Source organism: Serratia sp. 4542, assembly GCF_016805595.1.
In the GTDB taxonomy this organism is placed as follows: domain Bacteria; phylum Pseudomonadota; class Gammaproteobacteria; order Enterobacterales; family Enterobacteriaceae; genus Serratia; species Serratia nevei.
Genome location: NZ_RXKV01000009.1, coordinates 280,993 through 297,565 on the forward strand (window position 1 = coordinate 280,993; position 16,573 = coordinate 297,565).

At 61.6% G+C, this 16,573-nt stretch carries 14 protein-coding genes; 3 read left to right on the plus strand and 11 right to left on the minus strand.

Translation table 11 applies throughout. The annotated features are described in order from the left end of the window. Nucleotides 1-4: 4 nt before the first annotated feature. The 5 genes from EKL15_RS12040 to aaeX all read right to left on the minus strand — a co-directional run bounded on the left by EKL15_RS12040 (nt 5) and on the right by aaeX (nt 4,170). The gene (locus tag EKL15_RS12040; protein WP_047730838.1) at nt 5-304 is read right to left on the minus strand and encodes a barstar family protein; all 300 of its coding nucleotides are present in this window, start codon (nt 302-304) and stop codon (nt 5-7) included. Nucleotides 305-309: 5 nt separating this feature from the next. Next, a complete protein-coding gene (locus EKL15_RS12045; RefSeq protein WP_141960343.1) occupies nt 310-777 on the minus strand; it encodes a ribonuclease in 468 nt (155 codons plus the stop codon). A gap of 279 nt (nt 778-1,056) precedes the next feature. Next, a complete protein-coding gene (aaeB, locus tag EKL15_RS12050; RefSeq protein ID WP_203089505.1) occupies nt 1,057-3,024 on the minus strand; it encodes a p-hydroxybenzoic acid efflux pump subunit AaeB in 1,968 nt (655 codons plus the stop codon). Further along, entirely contained in the window at nt 3,024-3,959 is a 936-nt protein-coding gene (gene aaeA, locus EKL15_RS12055) for a p-hydroxybenzoic acid efflux pump subunit AaeA (RefSeq protein WP_084827489.1), read from the minus strand. The genes aaeB and aaeA overlap by 1 nt, the downstream gene beginning before the upstream one ends. 7 nt (nt 3,960-3,966) lie before the next feature. After that, complete coding sequence (aaeX, locus tag EKL15_RS12060; protein WP_004936952.1) at nt 3,967-4,170, minus strand: p-hydroxybenzoic acid efflux pump operon protein AaeX; 204 nt, start codon at nt 4,168-4,170, stop codon at nt 3,967-3,969. 314 nt (nt 4,171-4,484) lie between these two features. Between aaeX and aaeR the strand changes: the two genes are divergently transcribed. Beyond that, the gene (aaeR, locus tag EKL15_RS12065) at nt 4,485-5,396 is read left to right on the plus strand and encodes an HTH-type transcriptional activator AaeR (RefSeq protein ID WP_004936950.1); all 912 of its coding nucleotides are present in this window, start codon (nt 4,485-4,487) and stop codon (nt 5,394-5,396) included. Here the strand turns inward: aaeR and EKL15_RS12070 are convergent. Further along, complete coding sequence (locus EKL15_RS12070; RefSeq protein ID WP_060424629.1) at nt 5,387-5,731, minus strand: hypothetical protein; 345 nt, start codon at nt 5,729-5,731, stop codon at nt 5,387-5,389. The two genes, aaeR and EKL15_RS12070, sit on opposite strands and share 10 nt — an antisense overlap. After that, a complete protein-coding gene (locus tag EKL15_RS12075) occupies nt 5,728-6,003 on the minus strand; it encodes a zinc ribbon domain-containing protein (protein WP_048234874.1) in 276 nt (91 codons plus the stop codon). Before EKL15_RS12075 ends, EKL15_RS12070 begins: the two co-directional genes overlap by 4 nt. Nucleotides 6,004-6,210: 207 nt before the next feature. Here EKL15_RS12075 and EKL15_RS12080 point away from each other — a divergent pair, with 207 nt between their 5' ends. Both EKL15_RS12080 and EKL15_RS12085 read left to right on the plus strand, forming a co-directional pair. Beyond that, entirely contained in the window at nt 6,211-7,152 is a 942-nt protein-coding gene (locus EKL15_RS12080; RefSeq protein ID WP_060424624.1) for a nucleoside hydrolase, read from the plus strand. A 684-nt stretch (nt 7,153-7,836) separates the two neighbouring features. Next, the gene (locus EKL15_RS12085; protein WP_100395866.1) at nt 7,837-9,516 is read left to right on the plus strand and encodes a PglL family O-oligosaccharyltransferase; all 1,680 of its coding nucleotides are present in this window, start codon (nt 7,837-7,839) and stop codon (nt 9,514-9,516) included. A gap of 27 nt (nt 9,517-9,543) precedes the next feature. On the opposite strand, the gene EKL15_RS12090 is transcribed toward EKL15_RS12085, so the two are convergent. The 4 genes from EKL15_RS12090 to yhdP form a co-directional block, all read right to left on the minus strand. Beyond that, nucleotides 9,544-10,326 carry a CDP-diacylglycerol diphosphatase gene (locus EKL15_RS12090; RefSeq protein ID WP_087763629.1) on the minus strand — a complete coding sequence of 261 codons (783 nt, stop codon included), beginning with the start codon at nt 10,324-10,326 and terminating at the stop codon, nt 9,544-9,546. A gap of 107 nt (nt 10,327-10,433) precedes the next feature. Beyond that, nucleotides 10,434-11,879 carry a metalloprotease TldD gene (tldD, locus tag EKL15_RS12095; RefSeq protein ID WP_203089514.1) on the minus strand — a complete coding sequence of 482 codons (1,446 nt, stop codon included), beginning with the start codon at nt 11,877-11,879 and terminating at the stop codon, nt 10,434-10,436. Between the two features lie 7 nt (nt 11,880-11,886). Further along, nucleotides 11,887-12,747 carry a deaminated glutathione amidase gene (nit1, locus tag EKL15_RS12100; RefSeq protein ID WP_004936930.1) on the minus strand — a complete coding sequence of 287 codons (861 nt, stop codon included), beginning with the start codon at nt 12,745-12,747 and terminating at the stop codon, nt 11,887-11,889. Next, a complete protein-coding gene (gene yhdP, locus EKL15_RS12105) occupies nt 12,744-16,547 on the minus strand; it encodes an AsmA2 domain-containing protein YhdP (protein WP_100395865.1) in 3,804 nt (1,267 codons plus the stop codon). Before yhdP ends, nit1 begins: the two co-directional genes overlap by 4 nt. Nucleotides 16,548-16,573 lie beyond the last annotated feature (26 nt).

Consider the following 16,573-nt stretch of genomic DNA (forward strand, 5'->3'; position numbering starts at 1 on the left):
CGTTTCATCCCCGGTGATGGGCCGGCTCGCCGCTGCTTTCGCGGATATTGAAGCGCAGGCTGCCTTCCAGCTCTTCTTCCGCCTCTTCAAACAGCAGAATGATCGCGCCGAAACGACGCTTGCTGCGGGCATTCAGGTGAGTGAACTCGATTTCCACCGGCAGGCCGATATCGCCGGTCACCACGTCCCACAGCGCGTCGAGGTTGGCGCCGAACCCCTCGTCCAGCGCAAACTTGCGCGCGAAATCGCGGTAGAAGGCCGGCACATCCTGGATCTGTTCAAAATCAAACTCTACTTTTGCCATCAAACTCACTCCACACGAATGAAGTTTTTGTAATGGTCGCGCGTGACGAAGATCAGACCGTCGCTCGAATACAGCAGGCGATCGGCGCCGCGCCGGCCACACTGGTAATTGATGTCCGCTTCGCGCCAGACCCGGCCGCCGGCGGTCGGCAATTGCCCTTCACGGTTAGAGAATCGATCGCCGCCAATCGCCTTGCCCGGCAATACCGCACAGAGGTTGCCTGAACGCGGATCCCAGCCCTGCTCGCGCGCCTGCTTCTTGGTGACGTAATAATCCGGCAGCCGCTGATGCTGCTGCAGGTAACTCACCACCGTTTGCTGCTGCGTGAGCCGATCGATGCTCTGCTGCTGCCCCGCCGGGGCCTGGACCACCGCCGGATTGCCGCCGATCGCACGGTGCTCGTTGCCGCGCAGCGCGCTGAAGACGGCGATAACCACGGCGATGACAATCGCCACCAGAATCCGCTTGTTCATGACATTCCCTGAAATTATGCCGCCGAAGGCGCCGCAGCTCCCCCAGGCTAGTTAGGTATATAGTCGACCTGGATGAAACTAAGATGACCGGCAAGTAACGTTTTCGCGGCGGCTAAGGTTTCATCCATTCATGACAATGATGCCACTTTCCAGCCGTTCTGGCACTCGGAGTCTCTCTGAAAACGGGCCGCCTCTTATGAGACGGCCGCCGTACCAGGCGCTGCTTTCAGTATAGTCAGGGAAGGCGCCGCACAACGCGGCGCAAAAGGCGGGAACGCATCAATCGATCAAGGCGTGGCGATAGCGATGCAGCATGTCGGCCAGGCGTTTCACCGGCCCGGTGACGCTGAGCGGCGCCTGGTTGTCCACCAATTTTTGCTGGTACTCGTTCATTTCACCCAGCAAGCGATCGTAGTAATAGGCGCGCTTGACGTCGTTCTTGGCCGAGACCACCCGATCGGCGGTGCTGCGGATCTGGCGGTGGAAGGCCGACAGCTCTTCGCTGACCGGAATTTCCGCCCGCTGCATACGCTGGTGGGCGATGATCAGGTTCAGCGCCAGACGATACTTGGCGATATCGTTCGGGAACATCATCAGCAGCTGGTTGAGCTGTTGATACAGCGCTGGCAGGTGGTTCTGCCGACGGCGCGCCGCCTTGGTGGTCAGCGCCGACACCGCGCTGCTGACGAACTGGTTGAGCAACGTGCGGCCGGTGCGCTCGCGCGAATTGTCGCGGATCAGCAGCAGCACCATCAGCCCCACGCAGCTACCGAGGAACTGGCCGAGCGCCCCATCGAGAAACTGGGTGACGTTGAACTCCATCGGGTTGCTCAGCACCAGAATGTTGATCGTCCCCGCCAGCAGCCCCAGCGAACCGAGCCGCCGCTTCTGCACCTCGATGCCGATGAAAAACGCCAGCAGGCCGAGGCTGAGACACAGCAGCAAGATGCTCTGCTGCGTCGCCGGCAGGATCACCATGAAGAACAGGGAACCGACCGGGATCGCCGCCAGCATGCCCAGCACGAAATCCATCGCCACCATGCGCGGCGCCGGGGTGCGCATCGCCAGCGAGGTGATTACCGCGATGATCACCATAAAACCGCTGCCGGACGTCCAACCGGTCCACAGCCACAGCAGGCTGCCGAACGCCGTGGCCACAAAGGTGCGCAGGCCGTTGATCATCGCGTGATGCCCTTCCGCCGAGGTCGGCTTGACCACGGTTTCATTGCTCAACACACCCTCTTCCACCGCGCTGATGCTGCCGTTGGTGTGTACGCCCTTCGACAGCAGCAGGTAGCGCGTCGCCGCGCCGACCCAGCCGGTGAGGGTCGGCAGCGTTTCATCGGAGCGATGCGTGGTCAGCACCTGGCGCAACAGCTTCATGCGCTTGTGGATCTCCTGCGGGGTTTCCGCCGGCACCATCAGTTGCTCCCGCAGGCTCGCTTGCAGCGCGTTCGGGTGATTCAGCAGGATCAGATAGGTTTCGCAAGCCTGGGTGATCAGCGTCAGCGACAGGGTATGCAGCGCCTTCACCCGACGGTTGACCTTCTGCCAGCGCGAGGACTCCATCATCAGGTTGTTGCGCATGCCATCCAGCGCCGTGGTGCTCTTGACCAGATTGCTCCAGGCACGGTCAATGTCTTCTTTGTCGGCGTTGCTGATGCACATCTGCATCAGGCGATATTGATCCACCAACAGCTGATCCACCGCCCGATCGATGTCCTGCTTGATCGAACGCGGCGAGAACAGCAGATCCGCCAATACGGCGCTGACGATGCCCAGCACGATCTCGCTGCAACGCTCGATGGCGAACTGCGGCGCTTCCAGCAGATGGGCCTTGCTGGTGGCGACCGTCACGATGATGATCAGCGCGGTATAGCCGGCCAGGCCCCAGGCGTAGGAGTTCTCGACCTTGATCAGCGAAGAGAGCCAGGTGCAGAAGCCGGCCCAGATGCAGCACAGCAGCAGCATCACCACCGGCGCACGGGCGGTGGTGATGATAATGATCAGGCCGACGAAGCAGCCGATAAAGGTGCCGATGATGCGCAGCCAGCCGCGGTGGCGGATGGCGCCGGAGAAGGGTTCACCGCCGGCGGCAAAGGCCGGGCCGGCGGCGACGATGGCGGCGGTCATCGCCGACCAGCGCGGGGTTTCCAGGTTGAGATGGAAACCGACGAACAGCGCAAACACAATCGCGAAGCTGAGTTTGAAGGCAAACCTCAGCCGGATAAAGGTTGGGCTGTTCATTAGCCGAACTCACGCAGCCGGTGCATCAGGCGCACAAAGGGCGAGCCGCTGTCGGCATTGCGATCGTTCTTGCCGACGATCACCACGGTGGCGGTGGTGCCGGCCGGGTACGGATGCTGTTGGTCCTTGGCGTCCAGCAGGATCTTCACCGGCACGCGCTGCGCCAGGCGCACCCACTCCAGGTTGCTGTCGATCGAGGCCAGCCCTTTGCTGTTGACCGTGCTGCTGCTGTTGTTTACCGCCGCCGCCACGCTGTCGACGGTGCCGTGCATGATGCGATTGCTGCCGAGCGGGGTGATCTCCGCGCGGTCCCCCTTATTCAGGCCGGTCAGCTTGGTTTCTTCCAGGTACGCCAGGATGTAGAAGGAGTCTTTCTTCACCAGTGCCACCGCCACCGAGCCGCGGGTGATGTATTCGCCGGCGTGGACGTTGAGGTTGGTGATCCAGCCATCGGCCGGGGCGCGCACCGTGGTACGCTCCAGATCCAGCTGCGCCAGCTCGCGCGCCGCCACGGCCTTCGCCAGCTGGTGTTGCACGGTCTGCAGCGAGTTGTTCGACTGGTCGATTTCTTCCTGCGACATCGCCTGCACGCCCAACTTCACGCGGCGGCCGGCTTCGCGCCGTTTTTCCGCCGCCAGCGTTTGATAGTAGGCGACGTCGGCACCGGCCTCCGCCAGCGCCTGCTCATAGCGCGGCCGATCGACCACGAACAGCACCTGGCCTTTCTTCACCAGCTGGTTGTCCACCACCGGCACTTCGGTCAGCAGGCCGCTGACGTCCGGCGCGATCGCCACCACGTCGGCGGTGAACTTGGCGTCACGTGTCCACGGCGACTCGGTGTAGAACACCCAGGCCTTGAACACCGCAACGATACCCAGCAGCACAAGAATCAAAGTGATCGCGATTCGGGTTATTTTTATCGAAAAATTTTTCACAGCGACCTCAAACAAAAAGACATGAAATCAGATAAAACAAGCAGCAATACAGCGCGGTGTTAAACAGCGCCGGATGCCAGACAAAATCGTAAATCCCCGTCGGCTGCAGCAGGCGGCGCAAGAGAAAAAACAGCGCCAGCGACACCAGCAGCTCGAAAAACACCGGCGGAAACGACAGTCCGAAGATGACCATAACCGGAAGCAAACTCATCACTTTTTCCTTATTGTTCACTACGCCGGGGAAAGACACATCTCGCCATTCACATTCTCTTTACATTTTAGCGTGCGCGCGCCACAAATCTTGACCGGACAGCTTGTCCAGGTCACGAACCCGAAAAAAGGTTAAACTTTGGGGCAGACATCCACGACAGGGATTGCGAGGGTGCCGGAGGAGCGGCAGGATTGCGTCGCCGCTCGCTCTCGCACGTTGGTAAGGTCTATTCACCCGACCACGTTATATTAGCCTGCTTACTATCAAGGCATCAACAATCTGTGATCTAAATCACTTTTAAGCCAGAGTGAATAATGGAAAGATTAAAACGGATGTCGGTATTCGCCAAAGTGGTTGAGTTCGGGTCGTTTACCGCGGCCGCGCGCCAACTCGACATGAGCGTTTCATCGATCAGTCAAACCGTCTCGAAACTGGAAAATGAGCTGCAGGTCAAGCTGTTGAACCGCAGCACGCGCAGCATCGGCCTGACCGAGGCCGGCAAAATCTACTATCAGGGCTGCCGACGCATGCTGCAGGAAGTCAGCGAAGTGCATGAGCAGCTGTACGCGTTTAACAATACGCCTGCCGGCACGCTGCGCATCGGCAGCTCATCCACCATGGCGCAAAACGTGCTGGCGAACATGACCGCCGAGATGATGAAAGAGTACCCGGGCCTGACGGTCAACCTGGTGACCGGCATTCCGGCACCGGATCTGATCACCGATGGATTGGATCTGGTGATCCGCACCGGCGCGCTGCAGGACTCCAGCCTGTTCTCCCGCCGCCTGGGGCAGATGCCGATGGTGGTGTGCGCGGCCAAAAGCTACCTCAGCCAGCACGGCACACCGCAGAAGCCGAGCGACATGGTCAACTTTTCCTGGCTGGAGTACAGCGTGCGCCCCGACAGCGAATTTGAACTGATGTCGCCGGAGGGCATCACCACGCGCATTTCACCGCAGGGGCGCTTCGTCACCAACGACTCCTCCACCATGATCCGTTGGCTGAAAAACGGCGCCGGCATCGCCTACGCCCCGCTGATGTGGGTGATCGAAGAGATCAAGCGCGGCGAGATCGAGATCCTGTTCAAAAGCTACCATTCGGATCCGCGACCGATCTACGCGCTCTATACCGAGAAGGACAAACTGCCGCTGAAGGTGCAGGTGTGTATCAACTACCTAACCGACTATTTCGAACGCGTGGCGGCGGTCTATCAGGGCTATCGCTGAGCGGCGCTCAAATAGCGGTGCGCCAGCGCGCCCAGCAGCATCAGCGCCAGCATGCCGAGGCCCCATAGCAGCCAGACGGCGTAGCCGGCCCAGTTCAGCAGCAGAGGAAAATAGCTCGCCAGCCCGCTGCCCAGCTGTTTCAGCCACGGCAGCCAGGCATCCAGCACCGTCTGCGGCACCAGACTCAGCGCACCGCTCACCGGCAGCGATGCGCCGCCGGCCGCTTCCGCCAACGCCGGGAGCCAGGTCAGCACGCCGGCCACGCCCCAGGCCAACAGCGTCCATAGCGCCATGGCGCCCAGCAGCAGCGCGGCTGTCCAACCGCCCCGGTTCACGGCACACCGCCGCCGCACTGCGGGCAAAAGCGGCTGCCCGGCGGCAACGGCGCGGCGCACTGGCCGCAGGTGGCGCTCACTGCGGCAAATGGCTGACCGCAGCGATGGCAATAACGTGCGCCCGGTTTATTCACCGCCTGGCATTCCGGACACTGCGGCCCCGGCTCGCCATGCTGGTTATAGCGGTTGCCATGATGCCCGCCGCGGTGACCCGCGCGCTGATGACCGCCGTTAATACCGCCTTGCCCCAATAACCTTTTCAGTAAGCTCATCCCGCCTCTCCTCTGTACATTGACGCTGAAGCTCACTGTAAACCCTGGAGTAAACTCCAGGGTAAAGCCCGGCGATGAGGATTTACGTTTCATTACATCGAAAAAGTGGCAAGGCTTTGATGCCGTTAACAAAAGCACCATCGGTATTATCCCACGCCGCCGCGCTGCGTTATGCTGCGGGAACCTCTCCCTGCATCAGGAATAACCATGAAAAAAATCATACTGGACTGTGACCCGGGGCATGACGACGCCATCGCCCTGCTGCTGGCCTGGGGCAATCCGCAGATCGACCTGCTGGCAGTCACCACCGTGGTGGGCAATCAGACGCTGGACAAAGTGACGCGCAACGCACTGGCGGTGGCGCGCATCGCCAATATCACCGGCGTGCCCTTCGCCGCCGGCTGCCCGCGCCCGCTGGTGCGCAATATCGAAGTGGCACCCGACATTCACGGCGATTCCGGCCTCGATGGCCCGGTGCTGCCGGAACCCCACCTGCAGCTGGACTCGCGCCATGCGGTGGATCTGATCATTGATACCGTGATGGCTCACCCGCCCGGCAGCGTGACGCTGGTGCCGACCGGCGGCCTGACCAATATCGCCATGGCAGTGCGCAAAGAGCCGCGCATTGCCGAGCGGGTCAAGGAAGTGGTGCTGATGGGCGGCGGCTACCACGTGGGCAACTGGAGCGCGGTGGCGGAGTTCAATATCAAAATCGATCCTGAGGCGGCGCACATCGTGTTTAACGAAAAATGGCCGCTGACCATGGTCGGGCTGGATCTCACCCACCAGGCTTTGGCCACGCCGGCAGTCTGCGAGCGCATCGCCGCCCTCGGTACCCGGCCGGCCGCCTTCGTCGGCGAACTGCTGGCCTTCTTTGGCCACATGTATCGGCAGGCGCAGGGCTTCAGCGCCCCGCCGGTACACGATCCTTGCGCGGTGGCTTACGTGATCGATCCGAGCGTGATGACGGTGCGCAAAGCGCCGGTGGATATCGAACTCACCGGCACCCTGACGCTGGGCATGACGGTCGCGGACTTCCGCGCGCCGCCGCCGCCGGACTGCCACACCCAGGTGGCGGTCAAGCTGGATCAGGATAAATTCTGGGATCTGGTGGTGGATGCGCTGGAACGGATTGGCGAAGTGGAGTGAGATCTGTGAAACATGGATTAACGCGCTTTTACAGGCGCGTTGGTCCGTCTGGCATGATGGCAACAGGGATAGGCAGACCATCTCTCCGTTATTTACAAGAGCACAGAACAATCTTAAAAAAATTTACTTTAATAAAATTCAAAAAAAACCATAAGAACAAGAATAGTCTTAACAAAAATAAAAAATGGCGTGATAAAGAAAATGTGAAATAAGATAATGAACAGCGATAAATAAAATAACGCCCACCGCACCGCCATTAGCAACAACGATTTAACAAGAAAATGCTTATCTCATTGGCTCCGTCAGCTGTTTGCCCAGACACTCGTTGCCGCTCACACGGCGTTTTATTACGCACAAAACAATCACAAACAATTGATTTAAATATAAAAATAAAACAATAGATTAAAAATTGACTGGAGCGAGATAAATTTGAGAAAATGACAACCCTGTTTTAAAATAAAGAAAAAACCTTTTTTCAAGCAACTGAATACGGCTTCCCCTTTTTATACAAGCAGTCCCCGCGCTCACAGGGGGAAATTATTTATCACTTCGACATGAAGTCTTTTCAATTCCTATAAAGCATTTTAGGCATTGACGCTTCAGCGAATTTAACCATCAGGATAAGGATAGGAAATCCTCAAAACATGCATTCAATGAACGATATCGAGACATGGCGGGTTAACCATGACCGATAAAGCCCCCGTTAACGCACCGGCTATCGCCGTGTTGCCCCTGCTGCTGATCTGGATGGCGGTGATCCTGCCGGTCTATCACCCCAACATGGGCGGCGGCGGCCTGGCGCTGCCGCAAAATATTCTGGCCTGGAGCGTCATGGCACTGACCACGCTGATCGTGACCTTCACCGTTTGCCTTGGCCGTACCCGTCTTTCGCTTACCCCCACGGCACGCCTGTTGCTGCTCGGCATCGCCGTGCCGGCGCTGCCGCTGCTGTATACCCGCCCCGAGTGGCGCGAAGATGCCCTGTGGCGCTGCGCCGGTTTGCTCGGCGGTTGGCTGTTCTATGTCGCCTGTCTGCAGCTGCGCCTGACAGCCCGGCAGCGCAACCTGTTGCTGTACGGCCTGCTGTTCGCCGTCAGCGTTCAGGCGTTGCTAGCGGCGCTACAGCTGTTCGCCCCTGCTCTGGCCTGGGTATCTCCTAACGGCAGCCGGGTCTACGGCGTCTTTCAGCAACCGAACGTGCTGGGCAGCTTCATCGCCACCGGGCTGGCTTTGGCGCTCTGGCTGCTGCTTGCCCCTCTCTCTGCGCCGACGCGGCGGCAGCTCCCGCTGCTCGTGTTGCTGGCCGCTTTCTCCGCCCTGCTGGTGCTGATCCAGTCGCGCGCCGCCTGGCTGGGCGGTGCCCTGGCAGCGGCGTTGCTGCTGTGGCGTTTTGCCCGCCAGCACCCGGCCGTGAGCCGCTGGGCCGGCGGTGCGCTGTTGCTGGGCATCGCCCTTGGCCTGATGGTACTGTTCACCGGCTTTGGCCTGGATGGCCGCTCAGGTCTTATCGCACGCGAAGGCTCCAATTATTCACGTCTGACAATGCTGCAAGATACCCTAAGTATGATCCTGGCCAAACCGCTGCTAGGCTGGGGCTACGGCGGCTTTGAATACAGCTTCGCGCACTTCCGTCTGCAGACAATGCCCTGGCGAGAAGTGTTGGAAGTCGCTGGGCACCCGCACAATGAAATCCTGCTCTGGTGGGTTGAGGGCGGCCTGCCGGCGCTGGCGGGTATCGTTATCGTCCTCGTCGCCGGCGCGCTGCTGTTGAAACGCGCCTGGCAACGGGATCGCGAGCAGCCGGCCGGTGCGCGCGTCGGGCTGTTTCTGGTGCTGCTGCCAATGCTGGTACACACCCAGCTGGAATACCCTTTCTATCTGTCTGCGCCGCATTGGCTGGCGTTTCTGCTGCTGCTGGCGCTGCTGGATGGCCAAACCGGCGAGCCGCGCCCGCTGCCGTTCGCCAAAGCCCTGAGCCTACCGGTGGCGATGGCGGCCATCGGCGTACTGGTGATGGCGGTCTTTGCCTGGCAAGGGCGCATGGCGCTCACCCAATCGGAGCGCACCATGCTGGCCACCATCGACAGCATCGAGCAGATGCCGCCGGCCGCCGCCTGGATCTACCGGGAGCGCAAAACCTTCGACGAGCAATCTCACGCGCTGCTGGTCTATAACCAAACGCGTGATGATGCCCTGTTGACCGGCTATCGGCAGTGGGCCAACGCCTATCTGCAGCGCCGTATCGACGCCAACGTCTACGCCACGCTGATCATGATCTTGCGCTACCAGGGTGCTCAGGCGGAAGCCGACGCTCGCCAGCGGGAGGCCGCTTTCCTGTTTGCGCGGGATGCGCGGTTCAGGTAGGAAAAGTGAGGTGAGAGCGTGTTGCTCTCACCTGCCGTCTTGAGATTCACGCGGCAAAATCGCGCACGTTTTATCCAGCAGCGATTCTACCGAGGCGCGGTTGCCAACGTCCCAGCCGCGCTTCGAGGCCAGCAAGATAAACCCCCGTTGGCCGGCAAACGTGGTCGGGACGACGGCCACGCCATATTCCGCCAGCTGCTGCGGCGACAGATGAAAATAATCCGCAAGATCCTTAATCGGGTAGATGCCCATCGCGGTCGGTTGCATCACGCGGCGGGCATAGTAGGTGTGGCGCAACAGCTTATCCGGCAAAGGTCGCCATTGTTCCTGAATATAGGGACGTTCTGCCTGTAATTGGCGCCGTACATCTTCGCGCAGACAGGTCAGGTGAATATGCAATTGGTTCTGGCTGCGGCCATAAGCGGAGTTGATCGCCATGCCCAGCCTGTCGTCCGGCACCGGCCCGCCATACTCGGCGGCCAGCCGGTAACGCATCAGCCATGCATAGCCAAAATAGTCCGTCCGCTCCCCGGCCAGCAGCAGCGGGCTTTCAATGCCGGAAAGCGGCGCCGTCGGCACCAGAATGAAGTGATAGGGATAACGCGGGTTTTGCAGCACGCTAAAGCCCTGCGCTTTCCCCTGCGGCATATAAATCTGCTCACACGGGGCCGGATCGCGCTTTTGCTGATAGTTGGCCATGCAGAGCTTATCGACCACGCCCCACAGCGCATCGGAACGGGCGCAGCCCGTCAGGGAAAGAACGCCCAGCAACAGCAACCAACGCCGGGTAGACACACCAAAGCACGCCATCGTCATCTTTCTCGGCATCATCGCCGCACAGCACTCTTTGCGTGGGCGAGAAAAAACTCAAAGTGGGGACTGAACAAGGGGCCAGCGCATGGCCCCTTGAGGAAAGATTACGCTGTGCCGCCGACGGTCAGCGTATCCAGTTTCAGCGTCGGTTGGCCGACGCCTACCGGCACGCTCTGGCCTTCCTTGCCACACACGCCCACGCCTTTATCGAGCGCCAGATCGTTGCCGACCATCGAGATCTGCTGCATCGCCTCGATGCCGGAGCCGATCAGCGTCGCCCCTTTCACCGGTTTGGTGATGCGGCCCTTCTCGATCAGGTAGGCTTCGGTGGTGGAGAACACGAACTTGCCGGAGGTGATGTCCACCTGGCCGCCGCCAAAGTTCGGCGCGTACAGGCCGTATTCGACACTGGCGATGATCTCTTCCGGCGTCGATTGGCCCGCCAGCATATAGGTGTTGGTCATGCGCGGCATCGGCAGATGCGCGTAGGACTCGCGGCGGCCGTTGCCGGTCGGCGCGACGCCCATCAACCGCGCGTTGAGCTTGTCCTGCATGTAGCCTTTCAGCACGCCGTTTTCGATCAGCACGTTGTACTGGCCCGGTACGCCTTCGTCGTCGATCGCCAGCGAACCGCGCCGCCCTTGCAGGGTGCCGTCATCCACCACGGTGCACAGCTCGGAAGCCACCAGCTCGCCCATATGGCCGCTGAACACCGAGGTGCCACGCCGATTGAAGTCGCCTTCCAGGCCGTGGCCCACCGCCTCGTGCAGCAGCACACCCGGCCAGCCGGCCCCCAGCACCACCGGCATATTGCCGGCCGGCGCCGCCACCGCGCCAAGGTTGACCAGCGCCATGCGCACCGCTTCTTTGGCGTAAGCGTCGGCGCGCACGTCGCCGTCGACGGTTTCCAGGAAGTAGCCATAGCCGAAACGGCCGCCGCCGCCGCTGGAGCCGCGCTCACGCTTGCCATCCTGCTCCACCAGCACGCTGACGGAGAGGCGTACCAGCGGGCGAACATCCGCCGCCAGCGTGCCGTCGGTGGCAGCCACCAACACCTGCTCGTAAACGCCAGTGATGCTGGCGTTCACTTCCTGCACCCGAGCATCGGCGGCGCGCGCCACCTTGTCGACGCGGTGCAGCAGGGCAATTTTCTCTTCGCGCGGCAGGCTTTGCAGCGGATCGAGCAGCGGGTACAGCGCCCGATAGCCGATCTCGCCCAGGGTGTGCGCCCGCCCGGCGCCCTGCTCACGCACGATGCTGCGCGCCGCCTGGGCGCTCTGCTGCAGCGCATTCAGGGTGATCTGATCGGCATAGGCGAAGCCGGTCTTCTCGCCGCTGACGGCGCGCACGCCGACGCCCTGGTCGATATTGTAAGAGCCATCCTTGATGATGCCGTCCTCGATCACCCAGGCTTCGTGATAGCTGGACTGGAAATAGAGATCGGCGTAATCGATACGGCGTTCTGCCAGTTGACCCAGTACCTTGTACAGGTCTTGATGACTCAGCTTGTTGGTAGCGAGTAACTGCTCACTGACAAACGTCAGGCTCATAATGGTTTCACTCTTGATTGGAGGATAACTTGTCAGACGGCGCCGTCAGCGACGTCTGGAATCGGTTGTGCTGCAGCACCGGCATCTGCGCACGAATATTTTTCAGGCTTGCGGTGTCCACGCGCACCTTCAGCGCCGCCACAGCGTCCGCGTTCTCAGCCAGCACCTTGCCCCAGCCGTCGACAGCCAGCGTGTGGCCCCAGGTGCGGCGGGTCGGCCCGTGGCGCCCCACCTGCGCCGGCGCCAGGATCATGCACTGGTTCTCGATCGCCCGGGCGCGCAGCAGAATTTCCCAATGCGCCTCGCCGGTGACCCGGGTAAAGGCCGCCGGCACTGAAATCAGTTCGGCCCCCTGCGCCCGCAGCGCCTGGAACAGCGCGGGAAAGCGCAGATCGTAGCATATGGTCATACCCAAACGCCCGACCGGCGTATCCACTACCGTCAGGTGCTGCCCGTGCTGGTAGGTATCCGACTCGCGGTAGTGGCCGTGCGCATCGTTGATGTCCACATCGAACATGTGCAGCTTGTCGTAGCGGGCGCGGATTTCGCCCTGCTCGTCGAACAACAGGCTGCTGGTGGTGATAAGCTCCGGGTTTTCGCGGCTGATCAAGGGCATCGAGCCCACCAGCAACCACACGCCATAGCGGCGCGCCAGCTCGCGCACCGCGTTTTGCAGCGGACCGTCGCCCTGTTTTTCCGCCTGTTGGCGGTAAGCCGCGGAGTTGGCGAACAGCAACGCGTTCTCCGGCGTCATGACCAGTTTTACCCCGGCATTGAGCTGTTTGATCTGCTGTTCAATCTGGGCCAGGTTATCGCGCACCTGATCGCCACTGCACAACTGCAACAACGCAACGTTAGCATTCCTCATGACGCCTTATCCTCCTTTGCCTTACGAAGTACCTCATTGATCTTCGGCTGGTCGAGATCGCCGCCGATATGGTAGCGAATCAGCGAAATCTTGCTCCACAGCGGCCCCAGCACCTGCGAGGCGGCAAATACCGCCGCGCCGACGATCGGGTTCACCACAAACGCCGTGGCCACGCCGACGGTCGCCGAAATCGCCGGCGCCACCACCGCCTCCATATCAATACGGCGGCGCGCCAGATCGATCTGGCCACTCATGGCGATATCCGCCGCCAAGCCGTCGATCAATAGATTATCAGTATGCATTATGCCATCTTTCAGCCAGGCGGTGCTGCGGATGGAGTCAAAGTAGAAGCCTTTGCCGAAGGTATCGCTGAAATCGAACTGCAGCTTGCGCAGCAAGGCGTCGAAGCTGACCAATCGCAGCAACTGACCGGCGCGGCCGCCGCCCATGCTGTCGATCTCGCCCTTGCCCATCTTGACCTGCAGCGCGCCGCTCAGCGTATTGACCTGCGGCTGCCACGGCGCGCCGTGCCAGTACAGATCGAAGTCCACGTCGTAAGGCGCGCCTTTCAGCGGGATAGTGATGCCGAAGAAGGCGGCGGTTTCATCGATTTTGCCGCCGAGCAGCTTGCCTTTCAGCGAGCTGCGCTCATCCTGCGCATTTTGCTTCCACAGGCCGGTGGCGCTCATACGCCCTTTGCCGGTGTCGACCAGGCCGTGATCCAGCGTCAGGGTATCCCCCCGATTGCTCAGATCCGCCTCGACCCTGCCGAAGTTCTGCCCCAGCACCCAGCACGACTTGCAGCGCAGCATCAGCGAAGGCCAGTCGCGGAAGGAAACTTTCTCCGCCGGCGGCGTCGGCGTGCCCGCCGCGTTTTTCGTCTCGGCGAACTGCGGGTTGTAATACAGGTAGTTGATATCGGCGCGCCACGGCCCGCGATCGGCCACCCGCAGGCTGCCGTCCACTTCATCGCTCTTGGCGCTCACCACGGTGGCACCCAGCTGTTTTTCGGCCGACAGCGTCAGCTTATGCCAGGCCTGGCCGCCCAACAGCAGCTGCGGCGTGGTCAGCGCCACGGTGGTGGGGAAGCTGAAACCGCCCACCTGACCGCTACCGCCCCCCTGTTTCAGCGCCGGCGCCAGCAACGCCAGCCACTGCTCGCCGTCCAGCGCCGGCAGGTTCAGCGTCATCGACTTGCCGGCCGGCAGCGGCGGCGTGCCGCCACCGTTGGTTTGCCAGGCGGCGCGCGCCAGATTCACCTGTTTTTTGTCGAAGCGCCATTCGCTGTTGAAGCGGTTTTGCTTGCCCGCGCTGCCGGTCAACATGAAGCCGTTCAGACCGCCTTTGACCTTAACGTTCACCGGCAACGCCTCGCCCGGCGGTTTGTCCAGCGGCGAAGGTAAGTGACTGCTCACTTTCTTCAAATCCGCGTCGATGCCGATATCGTAGCTGGCCGAGCCCTGATGCGGCAGCGTGATGGCCACCTGGCTCTGCCAGGGCGCGCTGCCGCTGAGCGCATCGGCGGCCTCTTTCGGCAGGCCGGGGAACTTGCCCGGCTGCCAATCGCCCTTCAGGCCGACGTCAATCTTGTAGTCGCGAGCGCCTTCCTGCGTGGAGAAGTTGACCGCCACCGGCTGCCCGAACCAGGTGGCCGACAGCGGGTCGCTCTGCAGGTTACCGTTGTCAAAGCGGAACTTGCCGCTGAGCTTTTGCAGTTCGCTGTCCAGCGGCTTGATCAGCAACGAGTTGTTGTTCAGCGCCACTTCACCGGTCGCTCTAACCTGCTCGCCGTCCAAGGGGATATCGAGATGTAAGCGCCCACTGACATCACCGCCAATCTGCAGCTGATCCAGCGCCGCCCCCAGCGAATCGCGCAACGGCGTCTGCATGAAGTAGTCGTGCACGTCGCTGCCCGCGCCTGCGACTTCGGCGTCGATCAGCAGCCGCTCTTTCAGGTAATCCGGGATCACCGCGCTGATATTTTTGCCCGCCACCTTGCCCAACCGGGTTTGCGGCGCATGCATCCACAGCCCCTCGTTGGCGAAGTCGAGGTCGATCGCCAAATCGGTCAGCGCCGGCCAGCCCGGTTGGAACTGGAAGGTGGCGTGGCGCAGCGGCACGAAGACTTCAAACTGTCCTTCGTTTTTACGGTACGGGAAGTGCTGCGGATCGCCGGAATAAATCAGCGTGGCGTTATCTACCTGGCCGCCCTGAATGGCGCCGCTCAGGTAGTCCACCAGATGCTTGCCCATCAGCGGTTCAGGGAAATAGCGCCAGGCGTCGGCGCCGTCATACAGGCGGATGCCCGCCAGAATGTTCAGCCACGGATCGCCCTTGGCCGGCTGCTGATAACGAAAATCGCCGTTGACCCACAGCGACTTCGCCTTGACGTCCAGCCCCTGGCTCGCCAGCTCCCAACCCCGCTCGTTGTAACGCCAGGTCAGCGCGCCACGCGCGCTGCTGACTTCAAGCGGCGCACGGAACATATCGCCGTAAGGCAAGGTGCTGCCTGCCAGCCCCAGCGTCAGGCGGCCGTTCTCCACCCCGCCGCTCAACGCCCCGGAGAAGTGGTTGACGCCCGGCAGCAGTTCCCAATGCTGCCAGCTGACATCGCGCCACAGCGCCTGGAAACGGCTCTTTTCCGGCTGGTTCAACGGAATGTCCAGCGCCAAGGCCTCCATCGTCCCCTGCGGCTGCAGATCGTTCCAGCGATCGAGCACGTCCGGGCTGAGGAACGAGAAGGTCGGCAGCAGCGCCGACAGGCGCTCCAGCTGAAGGTTGGTCGCGCGCACCCGCAGCTCTTCATTCTGCGCCGGCCCCATGAACTCGGTGTTTTCCGGCAGCCACAGGGCGGAAAGCGTGCCCTGCGGCCAGGCCTGGCCGTCGGTGCTCAACCGCAGCTGCGGCACGTCGAGCTGCCAACCGGTGCCCTGGCGGCGCAGCGACAGCGCCAGATTGTCCACGTCCAGCCGGTGCTGCGCGGCGCCGGTATCCCAGTTGGCCGCCCCCTGCTTGAGCAACGCGTGGCCGCCGGCAATCTCGCCGTTCTGCACCTGCAGCCAGGCCGCCAGGCTGAAGTCGGCGCTTTCCAGCCCGGTGTTGGCGCGCAGCCAGCGGGTAAACCAGGGTTTCATGTCGATGTTATCGGCCTGCAGGTAGACCGTGCCAGTGTCCAACAGGCCCTGATTATCGCGCAGGTCCATGCGCAGCTGCACCACGCCGTGTTGGCCGTTCAGCGTCGACAGGCTGATCTGCCCCTCGGCGCGGTGACGATCGCGGCCGTTGAGCCAGGTCAGCTGAGGAATGTCGAATTCGGCGCGCGCGCCGGCGGGCGTCAGGAACGAGATACGGCTGTCGCGCAAATCGAAGTGATCGAGCTGGCGCAGCATCAGATCGCTGATTTTACCCGGTTCAAGGCCTTCGCCCTGCCGGTCGCCGCCCAGCGTGGCGTTCAGATCGAGCCGGAATTGATAGAAGGTCAGATCGCGGAACTGCCAGCGCCAGTGCAGCAGCGATTGCCACACGTCCAGCGCCAGCGTCACGCGTTCGATATGCACATCGCTTTTGGGCAGCGTAACGCTCAGGTTACGCACTTCAAGCTGTGGGCCGAACGTTTCCCAACTGCCCTGCAGGAAATCCATCTGCACGGGCACGCCGGACAGCTTCTCCACCTGCGCCAGCAGTTGGGGACGGTAGTCGTTCAGCTTCGGCAGCATCAGGCGCAGCCCGCTGATCAGCAGCGCCACAATCACGATTAGGGTGGCGCCTGTTGCTAACAGAATCCCAGGCAGTCGCCTCACGCAGTTCTCCTTGCTCCGCTGCCTGG